This window comes from Colwellia sp. SU-HH01217 (assembly GCF_057543495.1).
Genome location: NZ_BAAJLX010000002.1, coordinates 192213 through 206133 on the forward strand (window position 1 = coordinate 192213; position 13921 = coordinate 206133).

Annotated in this window: 14 protein-coding genes and 1 tRNA gene; 7 read left to right on the top strand and 8 right to left on the bottom strand. The window is 36.9% G+C overall.

Features of this window, described 5'->3' with window-relative positions; translation table 11 throughout:
* Window positions 1-6 precede the first annotated feature (6 nt).
* Window positions 7-486, bottom strand: a complete 480-nt coding sequence (locus tag AC27G3_RS04015; RefSeq protein ID WP_487119026.1) for an LPP20 family lipoprotein — start codon at window positions 484-486, stop codon at window positions 7-9.
* Between the two features lie 7 nt (window positions 487-493).
* The gene (locus AC27G3_RS04020; RefSeq protein WP_487119028.1) at window positions 494-1150 is read right to left on the bottom strand and encodes a FlgO family outer membrane protein; all 657 of its coding nucleotides are present in this window, start codon (window positions 1148-1150) and stop codon (window positions 494-496) included.
* A gap of 297 nt (window positions 1151-1447) precedes the next feature.
* Between AC27G3_RS04020 and AC27G3_RS04025 the strand changes: the two genes are divergently transcribed.
* Together AC27G3_RS04025 and AC27G3_RS04030 are read left to right on the top strand one after the other, a co-directional pair.
* Window positions 1448-2632, top strand: coding sequence for a flagellar assembly protein T N-terminal domain-containing protein (locus AC27G3_RS04025; protein ID WP_487119030.1), 1185 nt, complete (start codon window positions 1448-1450; stop codon window positions 2630-2632).
* 151 nt (window positions 2633-2783) lie between these two features.
* A tRNA-Arg gene (locus AC27G3_RS04030) sits at window positions 2784-2860 on the top strand.
* A gap of 372 nt (window positions 2861-3232) precedes the next feature.
* Here AC27G3_RS04030 and AC27G3_RS04035 read toward each other — a convergent pair.
* On the bottom strand, window positions 3233-4735 hold the full coding sequence (locus tag AC27G3_RS04035) for a CoA-acylating methylmalonate-semialdehyde dehydrogenase (protein WP_487119376.1): 1503 nt from the start codon (window positions 4733-4735) through the stop codon (window positions 3233-3235).
* Window positions 4736-4908: 173 nt separating this feature from the next.
* Between AC27G3_RS04035 and AC27G3_RS04040 the strand changes: the two genes are divergently transcribed.
* Window positions 4909-5805, top strand: coding sequence for a LysR family transcriptional regulator (locus tag AC27G3_RS04040; protein WP_487119032.1), 897 nt, complete (start codon window positions 4909-4911; stop codon window positions 5803-5805).
* Between the two features lie 20 nt (window positions 5806-5825).
* Here AC27G3_RS04040 and AC27G3_RS04045 read toward each other — a convergent pair whose 3' ends face one another.
* The 3 genes from AC27G3_RS04045 to AC27G3_RS04055 form a co-directional block, all read right to left on the bottom strand.
* Complete coding sequence (locus tag AC27G3_RS04045) at window positions 5826-6629, bottom strand: tRNA-uridine aminocarboxypropyltransferase (RefSeq protein ID WP_487119034.1); 804 nt, start codon at window positions 6627-6629, stop codon at window positions 5826-5828.
* Between the two features lie 95 nt (window positions 6630-6724).
* A complete protein-coding gene (locus AC27G3_RS04050; protein ID WP_487119036.1) occupies window positions 6725-8164 on the bottom strand; it encodes a zinc-binding metallopeptidase family protein in 1440 nt (479 codons plus the stop codon).
* 205 nt (window positions 8165-8369) lie between these two features.
* Window positions 8370-9260 carry a mechanosensitive ion channel family protein gene (locus AC27G3_RS04055; protein WP_487119038.1) on the bottom strand — a complete coding sequence of 297 codons (891 nt, stop codon included), beginning with the start codon at window positions 9258-9260 and terminating at the stop codon, window positions 8370-8372.
* Window positions 9261-9418: 158 nt separating this feature from the next.
* Here AC27G3_RS04055 and AC27G3_RS04060 point away from each other — a divergent pair, with 158 nt between their 5' ends.
* On the top strand, window positions 9419-9724 hold the full coding sequence (locus tag AC27G3_RS04060; RefSeq protein WP_487119040.1) for a hypothetical protein: 306 nt from the start codon (window positions 9419-9421) through the stop codon (window positions 9722-9724).
* A gap of 94 nt (window positions 9725-9818) precedes the next feature.
* Here the strand turns inward: AC27G3_RS04060 and AC27G3_RS04065 are convergent, their stop codons facing one another.
* On the bottom strand, window positions 9819-10295 hold the full coding sequence (locus tag AC27G3_RS04065) for a putative 4-hydroxy-4-methyl-2-oxoglutarate aldolase (RefSeq protein WP_487119042.1): 477 nt from the start codon (window positions 10293-10295) through the stop codon (window positions 9819-9821).
* Window positions 10296-10516: 221 nt separating this feature from the next.
* Here AC27G3_RS04065 and AC27G3_RS04070 point away from each other — a divergent pair, with 221 nt between their 5' ends.
* On the top strand, window positions 10517-11320 hold the full coding sequence (locus AC27G3_RS04070; RefSeq protein WP_487119044.1) for a ribonuclease H family protein: 804 nt from the start codon (window positions 10517-10519) through the stop codon (window positions 11318-11320).
* 187 nt (window positions 11321-11507) lie between these two features.
* Complete coding sequence (locus AC27G3_RS04075) at window positions 11508-12704, top strand: hypothetical protein (RefSeq protein WP_487119046.1); 1197 nt, start codon at window positions 11508-11510, stop codon at window positions 12702-12704.
* 131 nt (window positions 12705-12835) lie between these two features.
* Here AC27G3_RS04075 and AC27G3_RS04080 read toward each other — a convergent pair whose 3' ends face one another.
* Window positions 12836-13291, bottom strand: coding sequence for an RNA methyltransferase (locus tag AC27G3_RS04080; protein ID WP_487119048.1), 456 nt, complete (start codon window positions 13289-13291; stop codon window positions 12836-12838).
* A gap of 105 nt (window positions 13292-13396) precedes the next feature.
* Between AC27G3_RS04080 and AC27G3_RS04085 the strand changes: the two genes are divergently transcribed.
* Window positions 13397-13906, top strand: coding sequence for a M48 family metallopeptidase (locus AC27G3_RS04085; RefSeq protein WP_487119050.1), 510 nt, complete (start codon window positions 13397-13399; stop codon window positions 13904-13906).
* The last annotated feature ends 15 nt before the right edge of the window (window positions 13907-13921 follow it).

Below are 13921 nucleotides of genomic sequence, written 5' to 3' on the forward strand. Positions count from 1 at the left end.
GTTAACCTAAAAATAGCGAACTTCTTTTATTTCTTTATTATTACTGCTGGCTAAATACAGTTGATATACTTTTTCAAAATCTAAACTTAACTCTGTAGTGTAAACATCACCAACAGGATAACTTTTCACTACTTTAGCGCCACGTATTAAGCCTTTAACAGAACTACTTAACTGATTGTCTTCCACCAATAAGTCTGCCACTGTCATGTTAGCACTAACTTGTTGTCCGTATACTTGTTCTGCCAGCTCAGCATAAGCGGCAACTTTAGACGCACTTATTGCCATTAACATACGTTGCGTTTCATGCTCTGATTTTTGTAAGCTAATTGGCGCATAACCAATCCCCAAAATAACAGGGAAAACATCAGGTTTAACACGTTGCCATTGAATATGCTTGTCTTTGCTTGAAGTACAGCCATTCATCAAAATAATAGTTGCCGATAAGCTCAAAGCACAAAGAATTTTAGTTGATAATTTTCGCATCATAAATCACCTACTGTTGAATTTGAACTGCACGTTCATCTTCTGACAACATTGCGCTGCTTCTGATGATCATGCCATCTTTCATTTTGACATTATTGTTAATGTTTTTCTGGTGAGTTAATTCATCGCCAATAACCCAAGCAGGAATAAATGACTGTGCAGTCGCTACAACAACTTTCGATTTAATACCAATCATACGTGCATTAACCAAAACGCCATCTTTTTGTTCAATCATGGTCCCTGCGACAACATAGTCAATAATCTGACGTTCAGGCAGTTCTTGCCAGTCGCGACTAAAGACATAATCTCCGTCAGCAGTTACTCTAATATGACCCGTTGTTTTAAAATCAACAATAATTAACCCATGGCGTTGTAGTTCGTGAACAAAACTTTCCGCCAATTGATTACCTAACCAATTGGTTGACTCTAAGTCTTTAATATTAACGAACGACGCCACAGCAACTGGAGTTTTTGCATTAACAAAGGAGCTACTCTCTAGCATCTGATAAGCCAAACCTTTCACCACATCGTTAATAGCATGTCGAGGAAGATCATAGCTGTCTATCTCTTCTCTAGCCTGTTGGTCTTTATGATAAAAATCTTCTTCTTCCATCATAGTGCATGAAGCTAATGACAATAATATAGGTAGAATAAGCCACTTTTTCATGGAGGCGCTCCTCAAGGTTAAAATTAATTCGTTCGACGATAGTTATAATAACGCCGATAACTTGTGGTATTTAAATGCATATATCGCGCCACAATAACAACATCTAAACGTAAAAAAATAATCAGGCACAAATAATGCATTGTGCCTTACAGTAATAAAATAGACAGTTAATTGTTAGTTTACGCCGTGCTAAGTTAACATCGCATTCAAACCAATACATTAACGTTTTAATGCAAAAAAGTTACAGATGCAGATGAAAATGCAGAAGTCGAACCAATAATATTAATGGATAACCCTATGCGCTTATGGTTTAACGTTTTACCCACTCTTTGTTTATCATTTATTGTAGTCGCGTTCAGTTTTTCTGCTTCGGCGCAACTCTACGAAACGCAAGGCCAAGCAATTATTGAACAAGACAATATAGAAAGTGCTCGGGTAAAAGCGATGGAAAATGCGTTGAAAAAAGCGCTGTTAGTTGCTGGTGCTTCGGTTTCAAGCATACAACAAGTCGTCAATGGTTTATTAACTCAAGATGAAATAAGCATTCGCGCTAGCGGAACTGTTAATGCGATAGAGTTAATTGATGAAGTACACACTAATAATAAAGTAACGGTAACTATTAGAGCCGATATTATTCCACAAGAAAAACAATGCTTCTCTGCTGATTTTCGTAAAAGCTTATTAATGACACGAAGTAAATTACTGCACCGAGAACAAGCCAATATTGGCGGTGTTTACCCATTAGGAAAATCAACAACCAATTTATTATCGAGTAAACTCAAATCTAACAGTCGTTATATTGATGCAAAATTACTTAATAAGAACATTAATGAATTTTCACGATTAAATAAAAGTATGGAATTTGAAACGATTAAAAAGCTGTCAACCTCCTTAGCTGACAGAACAGATAGCCACTACATTCTCTATTCAGAAATCACCGATATTTCTTTCTCGAATACAGCAATAAATAATTGGCAATTTTGGCAATCTGATATTTTTTCACGCAACTTTGCCATCACAATTTATATCTACAATGGCACCAGTGGTGAGTTAACGTTTGAAAAAGAGTACAAAGATGCTGCTTTATGGACTTTTGATAAACGTGAAACCGTTGATGTATATAGCCAAACGTTTTGGCAAAGTGATTATGGCACCATGATTGATAATACGCTTAATAGCTTAGCAAAAGATATTGACGATAATATTATGTGTGAACCCACTCAAGCTAAAATAGTTAGAGTGTCGGGAAACAATATTACTTTCAATTTAGGTAAAAGACATGGCGTTAAAGTTGGCGATGAATTTACTTTACTACACAAAAGTACTTTTAAAAGTGATGTGGGCATTGTTTATGCCGGTTTTGAAGTGAGCGATTATAAAGTTAAAGTTACTAGCACCTTGCAACACAGTGCAACAGCGGTGACACCTGATGCAAGCTTATTAGGTAATATTCAAATTAATGATTTAGCTGTGCGATATTAATACCACGATTACTTTTGTAAATAACAGCGACGATTAAAGCTATCGAGGATTTAACCCTATTAAAATAAAATGCCTTGTCTGAAATTTATATTTTTAGGCTAGGCATTTTGTTTTATTTATATATAATACACAGACTTAAATCCTATTAAACGTCTTCGTAACTCAGCTGGATAGAGTGCGCCCCTCCTAAGGGCGATGTCGTGGGTTCGACTCCCGCCGAGGACGCCACTTTTTATTTATCATATTGCTCAAACTCCCTTTCCAAGACATAAAAAAACAGCATAATTTGCTGTTTTTTGATGCTAGTTTAAACAGTAATTTATACCAATTTCATTAATTAACCTAAGCTCGGCTTAACAAATATTTCTCTAGCAGCTATTTTTCCTTACTTCTTCGTTAAATTTCTTGCAATAGGCCAGCTATTGACGCGAAATTTGCCTTGAATTAAGAAAAACTATCAAGCTAGAGTGGAGTAAAATAATTATTTATCTATTTTTCAAACTGTTAACCATCTCTTAAACCGAGTTCAGGTTAATTAGTTGCTCCACTTTATTTGCAAGTAAAATGACCAAATAGTTTGTAATATTGGTATTAATGCCTTTATTTCATACTGATAGTGGTATGAACTTCTGAGCCGTCTTGATGATCAGGTTCAAACCAACGCGCCGTAACTGATTTAGTATGAGTCCAAAAGCTTACAACTTGTTTACCATTCGGTCCTAAGTCACCTAACTTTGATGCGCGTGAACCAGTAAAGCTAAAAAAGGCAACAGGTACAGGAATCGGCACATTAATACCAACTTGCCCGACATCAATATCGTTTTCAAATTTACGTGCTGTCCACCCTGAAGAAGTAAAAATAGAAGTCCCATTACCGTTAGGATTAGCATTGATAATTTCAATTGCCTCCTCAAGTGTTTCAGCCTCCAATACACATAAAGCTGGACCAAAAATTTCTTTGTTATAAATGTCCATATCCGTTGTTACTTTGCTAAACATTGTCGGTCCAACAAAATTACCATTAGGATAACCTTCAACCTCACAGTTTCGACCATCAACTAATAAAGTTGCGCCCTGCTCAACACCGCTGTCGAGTATGCTAATAATGCGTTTTTTCGCTTGAGGCGACACAACAGGGCCTAAATCAGCATCACGTTGCGAGCCCGGCCCTACTTTCATTAATTTTGTGCGTTCAACAATTTCAGGCAACCAATTTCTTGCCTCTCCCACTAAAATAGTGACAGGATTTGCCATACAACGTTGTCCTGCAGCACCGAACGCTGAACCTAATAAATCGTTAATAGCGCGATCTTTGTTAGCATCGCCCATGATTACCATGTGATTTTTCGCGCCCATCATCGCTTGTGCACGTTTACCATATTTACTGGCGTGGTTATAAACATGTGTACCGACATTCGTTGAACCAATAAAAGAAACTGCTTTAACATTTTCATGTTCAATTAACGCATTAACCACATCCGGTCCGCCATGCACAACATTTAATACACCAGCAGGAATACCTGCCTCTAAAGCTAGCTCAACAAAGCGAATAGTTGATGATGGCGCCTGCTCAGAAGGTTTTAAAACAAACGTGTTACCACAAGCGAGTGCAGGTGGAAACATAAAGGCAGGTAACATTAATGGAAAGTTAAAGGCGGTGATCCCCAAACCAACACCAATAGGTTTATTTAACGTATAAGTGTCGACACCTGTGGCAACATTATTCCCCATATCTCCTAATTGCAGGCGAGTGACAGAACAAGCATTTTCAATTGCTTCTAAGGCACGCCCTACTTCACCCTCTGCATCAGGTAACGTTTTACCATGCTCTAGAGTAACTAGCTCTGCCAGCTCCTGAGTGTTTTCACGCACCAAGTGTGCAAAAGTAACCATAATACGCATACGGTTAGTAAGGGATACTTGCGACCAAGATTTAAATGCTTGTTGTGCAGAACTTACTGCGGCATTCACTTCTTCTGGAGTAGCCATAGGCACACGAGCAACTACTTCTTGTGTTGCAGGATTTAAAACATCTAACCAATCATTGGTTTTTGAACTAACTCTCTCACCGTTAATAATTAACGGAATTTCTTTAATGTTCATTGCTGTAACGCTCATAGGGAAGCCTCATAATAATCTGTCTGAACAGGAACTGTGCAAACAAGTATAGAATTTTATCAAACAAAGGTAGGCTTTTATTGGCTCAAGAACAACAAGCACAAATGCAATATTCATTGCATATTTACAACACCCTCCTGTTTTTGTAAAATATTGAAATGAATTGGGATGACGTAAAAATATTTTTAGAAGTTGCTCGAACTGAACGACTATCTATTGCAGCTAAACGGCTAGACTTAGACACCTCTACAGTTTCACGACGCCTACATAAACTTGAAGAGCAACTAGTGAGTCAATTGTTTGAACGTACAGTTGATGGACATATATTGACAGTTGATGGCGAAAAACTATTACTGTGTGCAACACAAATGGAGAAAAATGCTCAACAAGCGCTTGAAGGGATTAAAAATAGTCACCAAAAAAACTGTGGTAAAGTGCGGATTGGCGTTACAGAAGCTTTTGGTAGTTATTTTATTGCCGCCAACTTAGCAAAACTTCAACAAGGCTATCCTAATATTCAACTCGACTTATTACACTTTTCTCGTTTTGTTAAAATTAGCCGAAACGAAGCCGATATAGCCATTGCGGTAGAACGACCTAAAAGCACTTCAATGATCGTTAATAAACTTTGTGATTATCAGCTACAGCTTTATGCACACCCCTCATATTTAGCGAACAATCCAACAATAAAACTGTCTAATTTAGCAGAGCAACAGTGGGTGAGCTATGTCGATAACTTGTTATTTACCGATGAGCTATCGTACTCAAAAGAACTCAATAGCCTACTTGCTAAACCAATAACACCAACATTAAGTAGTACCAGCATTATTAGTCAATACAATGCGATTAAAAGTGGCTTAGGTATCGGTATTCTGCCCTGTTTTCTCAAAGACAAAAGCGATGAACTTGTTAAAGTCTTTCCTGATGAAATAAATATTGTTCGCAGTTTTTGGTTAATTACCCACCCAGAAAGTAAGCGGCTTTCACACGTATCTACTGTTTGGGATTATTTAAAACAATTGGTTGTCGATGAAAAGCATCATTTAATGCCTTGAAATGAATAGCCTAAGTTAGATTAATTAGTTATTTCTTTTATATAAGCTTGGTAATTATCGATTGCTTGTGGGTTACCCTTATTGGTTTGGCAAACACTTTTTTGATATTGGTAGCTATAAACATCAAACCATAAATCTAATAATTGTGCTCTTTGGGGCTCGCCTGCCATTGCCAGTACGCGAGCGGCGACTTCAGCCGTTGCAAATTGATTGTCAACACTCGATAACCGGATTTGATATCTCGAAGTTAACTTTTCATTTTCAACCATGTCAGGTAATGCAAGTTGAGGATCAAATGAGACGATAGGAAAACCAGCTAAATATGGGCTTTTACGAAACATTTTTTTCGCTTCTCGCCAGCTACCATCTAACATAATAAAAAGCGGTCTTTTTCCTTCTGGGCACACTACTTTTTTTTGAATCACTTGCTGGTTTTCTTGAGCGTATTGTGCAGGAAAAACGACATAAGGTTGCCATTGTTTATCAGCTAACACCGCCAATAACTCTGGGTTTTCAACCGTTCTTGACCATAAAAAAGCATAAGTATCTTTGACAAGATCAGCAATTAACTTTCCGGTATTACTTGGCTTCATTACTTCGGTGTCGTACATCAGTAAAAGAAAACCAGCGCTTGAATCTAAGCCGCTGTCAGCTTGACTTTTTTGAACAATATCAGCAGATACCTTTGTAGGAGAAATGCTACACACACAATGGGTTTGAGCTAAACGACAGAGTTCACAGCGAATAACTCTTTGTCCTCTGCTTTTATAAGTGGTGGTACTTAGGCTTACTCGGTATTGATAGAGTTGCTGAACAGCATTCATGAACAATTTCTTCGCTTAACAAAATATAATAAGCCGCACAGCTAAACTCTTGAGTTAAGTGTGCGGCTTTGAGATTCTAATCTCTTTATTATAAGTTATTTTTCTTGATAAAAAACAGACATCGCTTGATATAAAGCATATAAATCTACTTTTGAGCTCACTGCATAAGGCGAGTGAATAGATAAAACCGGAATACCAAAATCGATAACATCCATATTATCATTCGATAAATCACTACCTATAGTGCCACCAGAAGCTTTACCTTTGTAGGTAGACGTTTGCCACTTAATATTGGCATTATCTAAATAATTGCGTGTCCACGCCATGTATTCTGAATTAGCATTAAAACCACCACCATAAAGTTTTAAGTTAACTCCATCACCTAAGCGAGGCGCATTACCTAATTCCCAAACACCCGGAAAATTAGGGTTTACACCAGGGTTAACATCAGTCGAAATAACTTTGGTATTGCGCAGCACTTTACGAAGTAGATAATCGTTGTATTTATTACCTTTTTGGATAAAGAGCATTTCACTTAATAAATCGACTAAATAGCTCGAACCGGCCCCTGTATTGTTTTTATTGCCAATTTCCTCGTTATCAACTAAAAAAGCAATAGCGGTATACTCAGGTGTTTTTTGTTCAGAAATTGCTTTTACTGCTGCAATCGCCGCGACTTTATCGTCTTGACCATAAGCAGCAATCATTGAGCGATCAAAACCAACATCTCGAGGTTTAGTCGCTGGAATTAACGCAAGTTCAGCTGATACTAAATCTTCAATCGAAATATTATATTCATTTTTAAGAAATTGGCTGACCTGCTCTTTCATCGATTGTTCAAAGCTAGGCTTAGCAGCAATAATAACATCAAGCTCTTCTTTTTTAATCACTTCACGGTTAGCGCGTTTACGATAATCTTGATCTACATGGGGGGCTAAATCTGGCACAATTAAAATAGGTTCATCATCGTTAAATCCCATAGAAATATTAACGACCGTGCCGTCTTTTTTATCAACACGACCAACAAGCGCTAACGGAATATTAACCCATTGATAGTTTTTAATTCCACCATGAATATACGTTTGAAACAGGGCAAATTTCTGTTTTTCATATAATGGGCGGCCTTTTAACTCTAAGCGAGGTGAATCAATATGAGCACCAACGATACGAGTACCTTCAGTTAACCCCTTTTTACCAATAACCATTAACGAGATGGTACGATCGCGGTTTACGTCATAAAATCGTGCACCGGGTTTTAAGTTGCTTTTTTCTGTAAGTCGTTTAAACCCTTGTTTTTCTACACGCTTTACCGTCTCTGTTACAAACGTTAATTCTGTTGGCGTTTTATAAATATATTCTTTAAATTCTACTGCATAGTTTTCAACAGCTTTTAACTCTTTTTTCGATAAGTTGAGCCAGCTAGAAGTACTTTCTTTCTTTTTACTGTCATTTTCAGCCGTTAAGCCACTAGTTGAAAAAAGTAACGTACTCGCAAGCGCGATATTGACGATAGTTGTGCTGATATTTTTATTCATTAGCTTGTTTCTTATTAAGGAAATAAATAGTGAGTGAGCCTTCATATTAAAGGCTAAGCTTTAACACTGACAAGTGATAACCGATGAATGAACTATATTTATTGATGAATAACCAATAAACCACGATTAAAGTTTCAACCTTTAATTTATAACATTGACGCTTAAAAGTTGAAACTATGTTGAAATGCTGAACGACAAAGCAGAATTACTCTGACTTGATAATATGCACATCTCGCTGTGGGAAAGGAATATGGATCTCAGCTTTTTCTAACGCTAAATAAATCGCCTCATATGCTTTGTATTTTGCCTCAAATAAATTTATCGTTGGTGTCCAAACTCTCATAGCGATTGTAATAGCGTTATCAGAAAACTCATCGATACCAACTTGTAGGTGCTTTTGCTCGCCAATAATATCAAGACTTTCGATTGTTTCTCTTAACAGTTTTACTACTTCAATAGGGTTGTGTTTATATGCAATACCAACATGAAGCTCAAGCAATGAGTCGTGTTTAGAGTTATGCAGTACCTCACCAACAATGTGCTTGTTAGGGATGGTTATTTCAACATCATCTTGATCTTCAATTATGGTGTAAGCCAATAATACTTCTTTAACTACACCCGTTACATTTTGCACTGTTATTGTGTCACCAACGACAAACGGGCGAATAATAATAATATTGAACCCTGCTGCGTAGTTCGCTAACAAACCTTGTAACGCTAAGCCCGCACCTAATGAAACAGCACCAATTGCCGCAATAAATGGCGTAACACTCACCCCTAATTTCCCTAACGCTACTATGGTAATCATTATAACGATAACCATTTTTGCGGTATTAGCTAAAAACCGACTTAAGGTAATATCAAGATTTTGTTTTTCACACAGGTTAAGAACGCCGTTGGCAATTTTACCAGCGACGAAATAACCAAAAATAAAAATAATAAAAGCGCCGATTAACTGGAAGCTATAATTGGAAAAAAACTCAATAACTAAGTCATAAAACTTTGCCATTTGATCAATTTCTTTTTTCAATATATCGCCAGGTTCTATAGATTGAATAGACGTTTTAACAACATCATTTGTTGTCGCTGTAGACATGCACTTTCCTTATTTAATAATGCCGCTGAATGCATTTATTCTTTCATATTTTTCAAATCATTAGTTAAAAAATATTAAACTAATTTACCTTGCTGCCGATTTATTAAACTAATACAAGAAAAAACAAACATTAAAGGTTAAAAAAGTAAGGCAACAGAATGGATTCTCTTCAACGTATTTTACCATTAGCATCTATTATTACTTCAGAAAAGTCTGCCAAAGATCCTAAGCACCAGAATAAAAAGCGCTACCATTTAACAACACTAAATGAACAAGAAAAAGAAGTGTCAGAGCAGATAGATAAAGATAATGTTCAAACAGTCGCTCTCAACGACAAATCAACCAAGGTTGAACGTAGAACCGGCCAAGATCGCCGACACAACGCAAACAACAGAGGACGCTGGCTAGAGTCGCGTAATAAAAAAGATCGTCGTACCCCTGTTGTTATTAGTATGAAAATTTAACTGAGTAACCAAGCTTATTTAGAATTAAGATTTGCTTCGGTTAACTTTGCTATTTAGGTATCCTTATTCTCGAAATAACGATTACCAACATGTATTAGATTAACGCCTTTTTAGATAAAATAATGCCATTATTATCAGCATAAACATACATTCCTGGCTTAACAGTAACACCAGCAAAGGTAAGCGTTACGTTATGATCGCCTAACCCTCTTTTTTCGGTTTTTCTTGGGTGAATATTTAAAGCTTGTACGCCTAGATCTAACGTTTTAATAACATCGATATCTCTAATACATCCATAAATTATTAACCCTTGCCAGCCGTTATAAACTGCTTTTTCTGCTAACATATCCCCTAACATCGCAGCACGTAAGGAGCCTCCACCATCAACCACCATAACTTTGCCATGACCCGGTGTAGCAACTAACTCTTTAACTAGGGAGTTATCCTCAAAACACTTAACGGTAACAACTTCACCACCAAAAGACTGCTTACCACCATAATTGGTAAACAGTAGATCAAACACTTCAACGTCAGGATACTGATCGCATAAATCGGGAGTTATATAAGGCATAATCGCTCACTTATTACATATAATTAATTAAGATAATGCTAACACAGGCAATTTAACAAGCACCTAATTCAGCCTTATAGTGACTATAGCCTTTAAAAATATAACTTCTGAACCTATCTAAAATAGAAACAGATAAACACAAGTGCGTGCTTTAGTTTTAAAATACTTTTACAATAACTGATATCAATGCTTGTCAGTAACAATAAAGAGATTAATGGTTAATGAGTAAAAAATATTACGTGGTATGGAAAGGTATTAAACCGGGAATTTATGACTCATGGCCAGCAGCTAAAAGCCAAACTGACGGTAGAGCAGACGCCCAATTTATGGGGTTTCCCACTGAAGCAGAAGCACAAGCGGCCTATCAATCAACATATACAAAAGCATTAATGAATCGGTCTTTGTCTAAAAAACCGGTGTCTACAAGTGCGACACCGACCAAGCATGCAAAATCAAAAGCAAGCAGCTCGAGCAAAGCAAGTTCATCAAGATCAGTAAGCGTGAGTGATATTAACATTTACTGTGACGGGGCCTGCTCTCCTAACCCAGGCAAGTCTGGTACAGGTATAGCGGTTTATCATCAAACACAGTTAACCTCCCTTTGGTATGGTTTGTATGAACCAAACGGCACCAACAACACCGCAGAGTTAAATGGCATGTTAAAAGCATTTCAACTCGCTAAAAGTTACTGCTCACAACAAAAACATGTCCAAATATTATCTGACTCTAAATACTCTATTGACTGTATTACTAAATGGGCTAAAGGCTGGCAAAGCAAAGGTTGGACACGAGGTAAAGGCGAAGAAATTAAAAACCTAGAATTAATAAAGCAATGTTTTGCTTTATATCAAGAGCTCAAAACAAAAATCACCATTAGCCATGTAAAAGGTCATGCCAATATTGAAGGTAACGAGTTATCCGATCGCATGGCAGTTTTAGCGCGCAAAGAAAAAACAACCGACTTTATTCAATACACACAAACGCTAGACATTGCTACTATATTAGCGATGTCAGATGACGCATAACAGCCTAGTAACGAAAACCTCTAACAGCTAAAAAACAGACATATTCAACTCAATTTTTATACAAGTTTGCCGTTAAAAAAATGAGTTGAATATTTTACTCCACAATTTAAACGTTTGGCTTGCACTCGCTTTATATATCCGTATGATGCCGCACTTTGAAAAATTGTTTTAGAGTTGAAAGTCCTAAATGAGAAAACTGCTGTCCTCCCCTGTAAAAATGCCTCTGTCTGAAGTAGAAAACCAGATTTACCAAAAAATACTTACCCTTGTTCCTGATCTTATGCTTAACCTGATGGCTGTTAAAGTGGACAACCATCCTGAAGACTTTGTTTCGTGGTGTCGTGAACTTGGCAGACTTTGTCGTGAAGGCATTAACTTTGATTTACTTGAACCGACACAATTACCTCAACTTAAAAAGTTACAAGATACTTTAGAGTCGGGTGTTAGTATTGCTCAATTGAAAATGTTACGTATTGCCCCTTGGCCTATTTATAGCCAATTTATTATTGAGAATAAGATAACACAAGCGTTAGAAGAGCGCTTAGCCCTAGTCGATTACTTAAATAGTATCAAAGAAACACCGCTAGCAAATATGATTGAAGAAGACCGATTAGCGTTTACAGGAAAACATACCAGTGGTCACGATATTGCAGTTTATACCTTTGATGTAGAATGGTTTAGCTCAACCAAAGGCGCTAAAACTTTCCATCAATTATTGCAAAGTCACCCTGAAGCCTTTGATCTTGCGCTTTCATTTATTCCACGCACGGGAGACGTTAGCTTTCAAGATTATCAAAAGTTTGTCAGTCATTATCAACGTATATTCACTGAGCATACTCAAGGTGAAAAAGCACCGTTAATGCCAGCAACTCGATTGCTTGCTATGCACAGACCTGATCAGTTTATTGCTTTAACCAATGCCAAAGTCGACGTTATTTGCCAAGGGTTAGGGATTGTAAAACTTAGCAATAAAGCATTCGATGATTATTGGCATGATTTAATTGGCACATTAAGAACAATGTCTTGGTGGCATCAAAGTGCACCAGACAATGATGTAGAAGATCAAACCGAGTTAAAATTATGGCAATCAAGAGCGCTATTTATTGACCTGTTTTTATTTGCTGACGAGACAACAGCACAACAGTCTAACTTTTTACGCTTATCTGAAAAAGCCAAAGATAAAACCAACAAAAAAACAACAAGCAGAGCAGCAGCGCCAATTAAGCGCACTAAAGAGTCAGCAGAAAGCCTTGTTGATAAAGCGCTACTCAATGAAGAGCTCCCCGCTTACATACAAGACAAACGCGACTCTATAGTCAAAGCTGTAAAAGAAGGAAAAAGCGTTGATCATGTTATTAAAATGATGCGCGCTATCTTTGGCTAGTAACAAGTGACTACTTACTAAAAAGTGACAATCTCGCAGCTAGTAGGTGCTGTAACAAAGAAGAAAAACGCAGTTGATAAGCATCAATGAGTATTTCTGAGGCAGTTACAGCACTTACTAGCAATGAGATTTTAATGATTCGAGAAATTATCCCCTTTAGCTAGCCGATCATACAAAACCACATTCACGGTTGCAGCAAGATTCATACATCCGTTGGTTGGTACGTAGATTGTGTCTCGACAAAAGTCGGTGATGTGTTTTTTTAGCGAATTGTCTTCGGGGCCGAAAATATAAAAAGCGCGTGGTGGATGTTTGTAATTAACGAGCGATTTAGCGCCTGGAGATAATTCAACGGCGACGGGTACGCAATCTAGTGGGACAATTGATTGTAGGTCTTCAACACCAATTAATGGAATATCTAAATGTTTTTTATTGGTATCGGTACAAAACTGCTTGGCTAGATCGTAACGCTTGCCTGTATAAAATACAGAATGAGCGTTGTAGCAACCTGCTGCGCGCATAACCGAGCCAACATTTTCTGGTGTTTTTGGGTTAAACAGCCCAATACAGGCATAACCTTTTGACATAATTTATTTATACTCAGTAAAATTTTTTTGAGAGTATAAGCTATGATTGATTCAACACCAAATCAGCGGGTACAATAGATTTTTTATTTTTACTTCGCGATCTAAATGCATACGTCATTGAAATATTTAACCGGTTATTCTGATGAGCTTAAAAGTCAAATTCAGCGATTAATCGATAAAAATGAGCTTAAGGCCTTATTAATAAAAAAATACCCATCGCCTCATACCGTTAGCACTGACAAAGCTTTACGAGACTTTGTTATTACCTTTAAAAACCAATATTTAAAAAAATCACCGCCATTAAGTAAAATTGTTTTTGATAAAAAAATTCATGTTATTAACAATGCGCTTGGCTTGCATAGTTATGTATCTAGGGTGCAGGGGAATAAATTTAAAAGTAAAAATGAAATTCGCATATCAAGTGTTTTTAAAAAAGCGCCAGAAGCTTTTTTATCGATGATAGTAGTGCACGAATTAGCGCATTTAAAAGAAAAAGAACATAATAAAAATTTTTACCAGCTATGTTTACATATGTTGCCGGATTACCACCAATTAGAATTTGATATGAGGGTTTATTTAACTCAACTGGAAATTTATGGCGATATATACAGTTAAACTACACCAAACCAC

Coding starts and splice junctions, on each gene's coding strand:
- AC27G3_RS04020 (WP_487119028.1), bottom strand. CDS start 1,150: ATGAAAAAGTGGCTTATTCTACCTATATTATTGTCATTAGCTTCATGC.
- AC27G3_RS04025 (WP_487119030.1), top strand. CDS start 1,448: ATGCGCTTATGGTTTAACGTTTTACCCACTCTTTGTTTATCATTTATT.
- AC27G3_RS04060 (WP_487119040.1), top strand. CDS start 9,419: ATGGATTCTCTTCAACGTATTTTACCATTAGCATCTATTATTACTTCA.
- AC27G3_RS04015 (WP_487119026.1), bottom strand. CDS start 486: ATGATGCGAAAATTATCAACTAAAATTCTTTGTGCTTTGAGCTTATCG.
- AC27G3_RS04065 (WP_487119042.1), bottom strand. CDS start 10,295: ATGCCTTATATAACTCCCGATTTATGCGATCAGTATCCTGACGTTGAA.
- AC27G3_RS04075 (WP_487119046.1), top strand. CDS start 11,508: ATGAGAAAACTGCTGTCCTCCCCTGTAAAAATGCCTCTGTCTGAAGTA.
- AC27G3_RS04045 (WP_487119034.1), bottom strand. CDS start 6,629: ATGAATGCTGTTCAGCAACTCTATCAATACCGAGTAAGCCTAAGTACC.
- AC27G3_RS04080 (WP_487119048.1), bottom strand. CDS start 13,291: ATGTCAAAAGGTTATGCCTGTATTGGGCTGTTTAACCCAAAAACACCA.
- AC27G3_RS04035 (WP_487119376.1), bottom strand. CDS start 4,735: ATGAACATTAAAGAAATTCCGTTAATTATTAACGGTGAGAGAGTTAGT.
- AC27G3_RS04055 (WP_487119038.1), bottom strand. CDS start 9,260: ATGTCTACAGCGACAACAAATGATGTTGTTAAAACGTCTATTCAATCT.
- AC27G3_RS04050 (WP_487119036.1), bottom strand. CDS start 8,164: ATGAATAAAAATATCAGCACAACTATCGTCAATATCGCGCTTGCGAGT.
- AC27G3_RS04070 (WP_487119044.1), top strand. CDS start 10,517: ATGAGTAAAAAATATTACGTGGTATGGAAAGGTATTAAACCGGGAATT.
- AC27G3_RS04040 (WP_487119032.1), top strand. CDS start 4,909: ATGAATTGGGATGACGTAAAAATATTTTTAGAAGTTGCTCGAACTGAA.
- AC27G3_RS04085 (WP_487119050.1), top strand. CDS start 13,397: ATGCATACGTCATTGAAATATTTAACCGGTTATTCTGATGAGCTTAAA.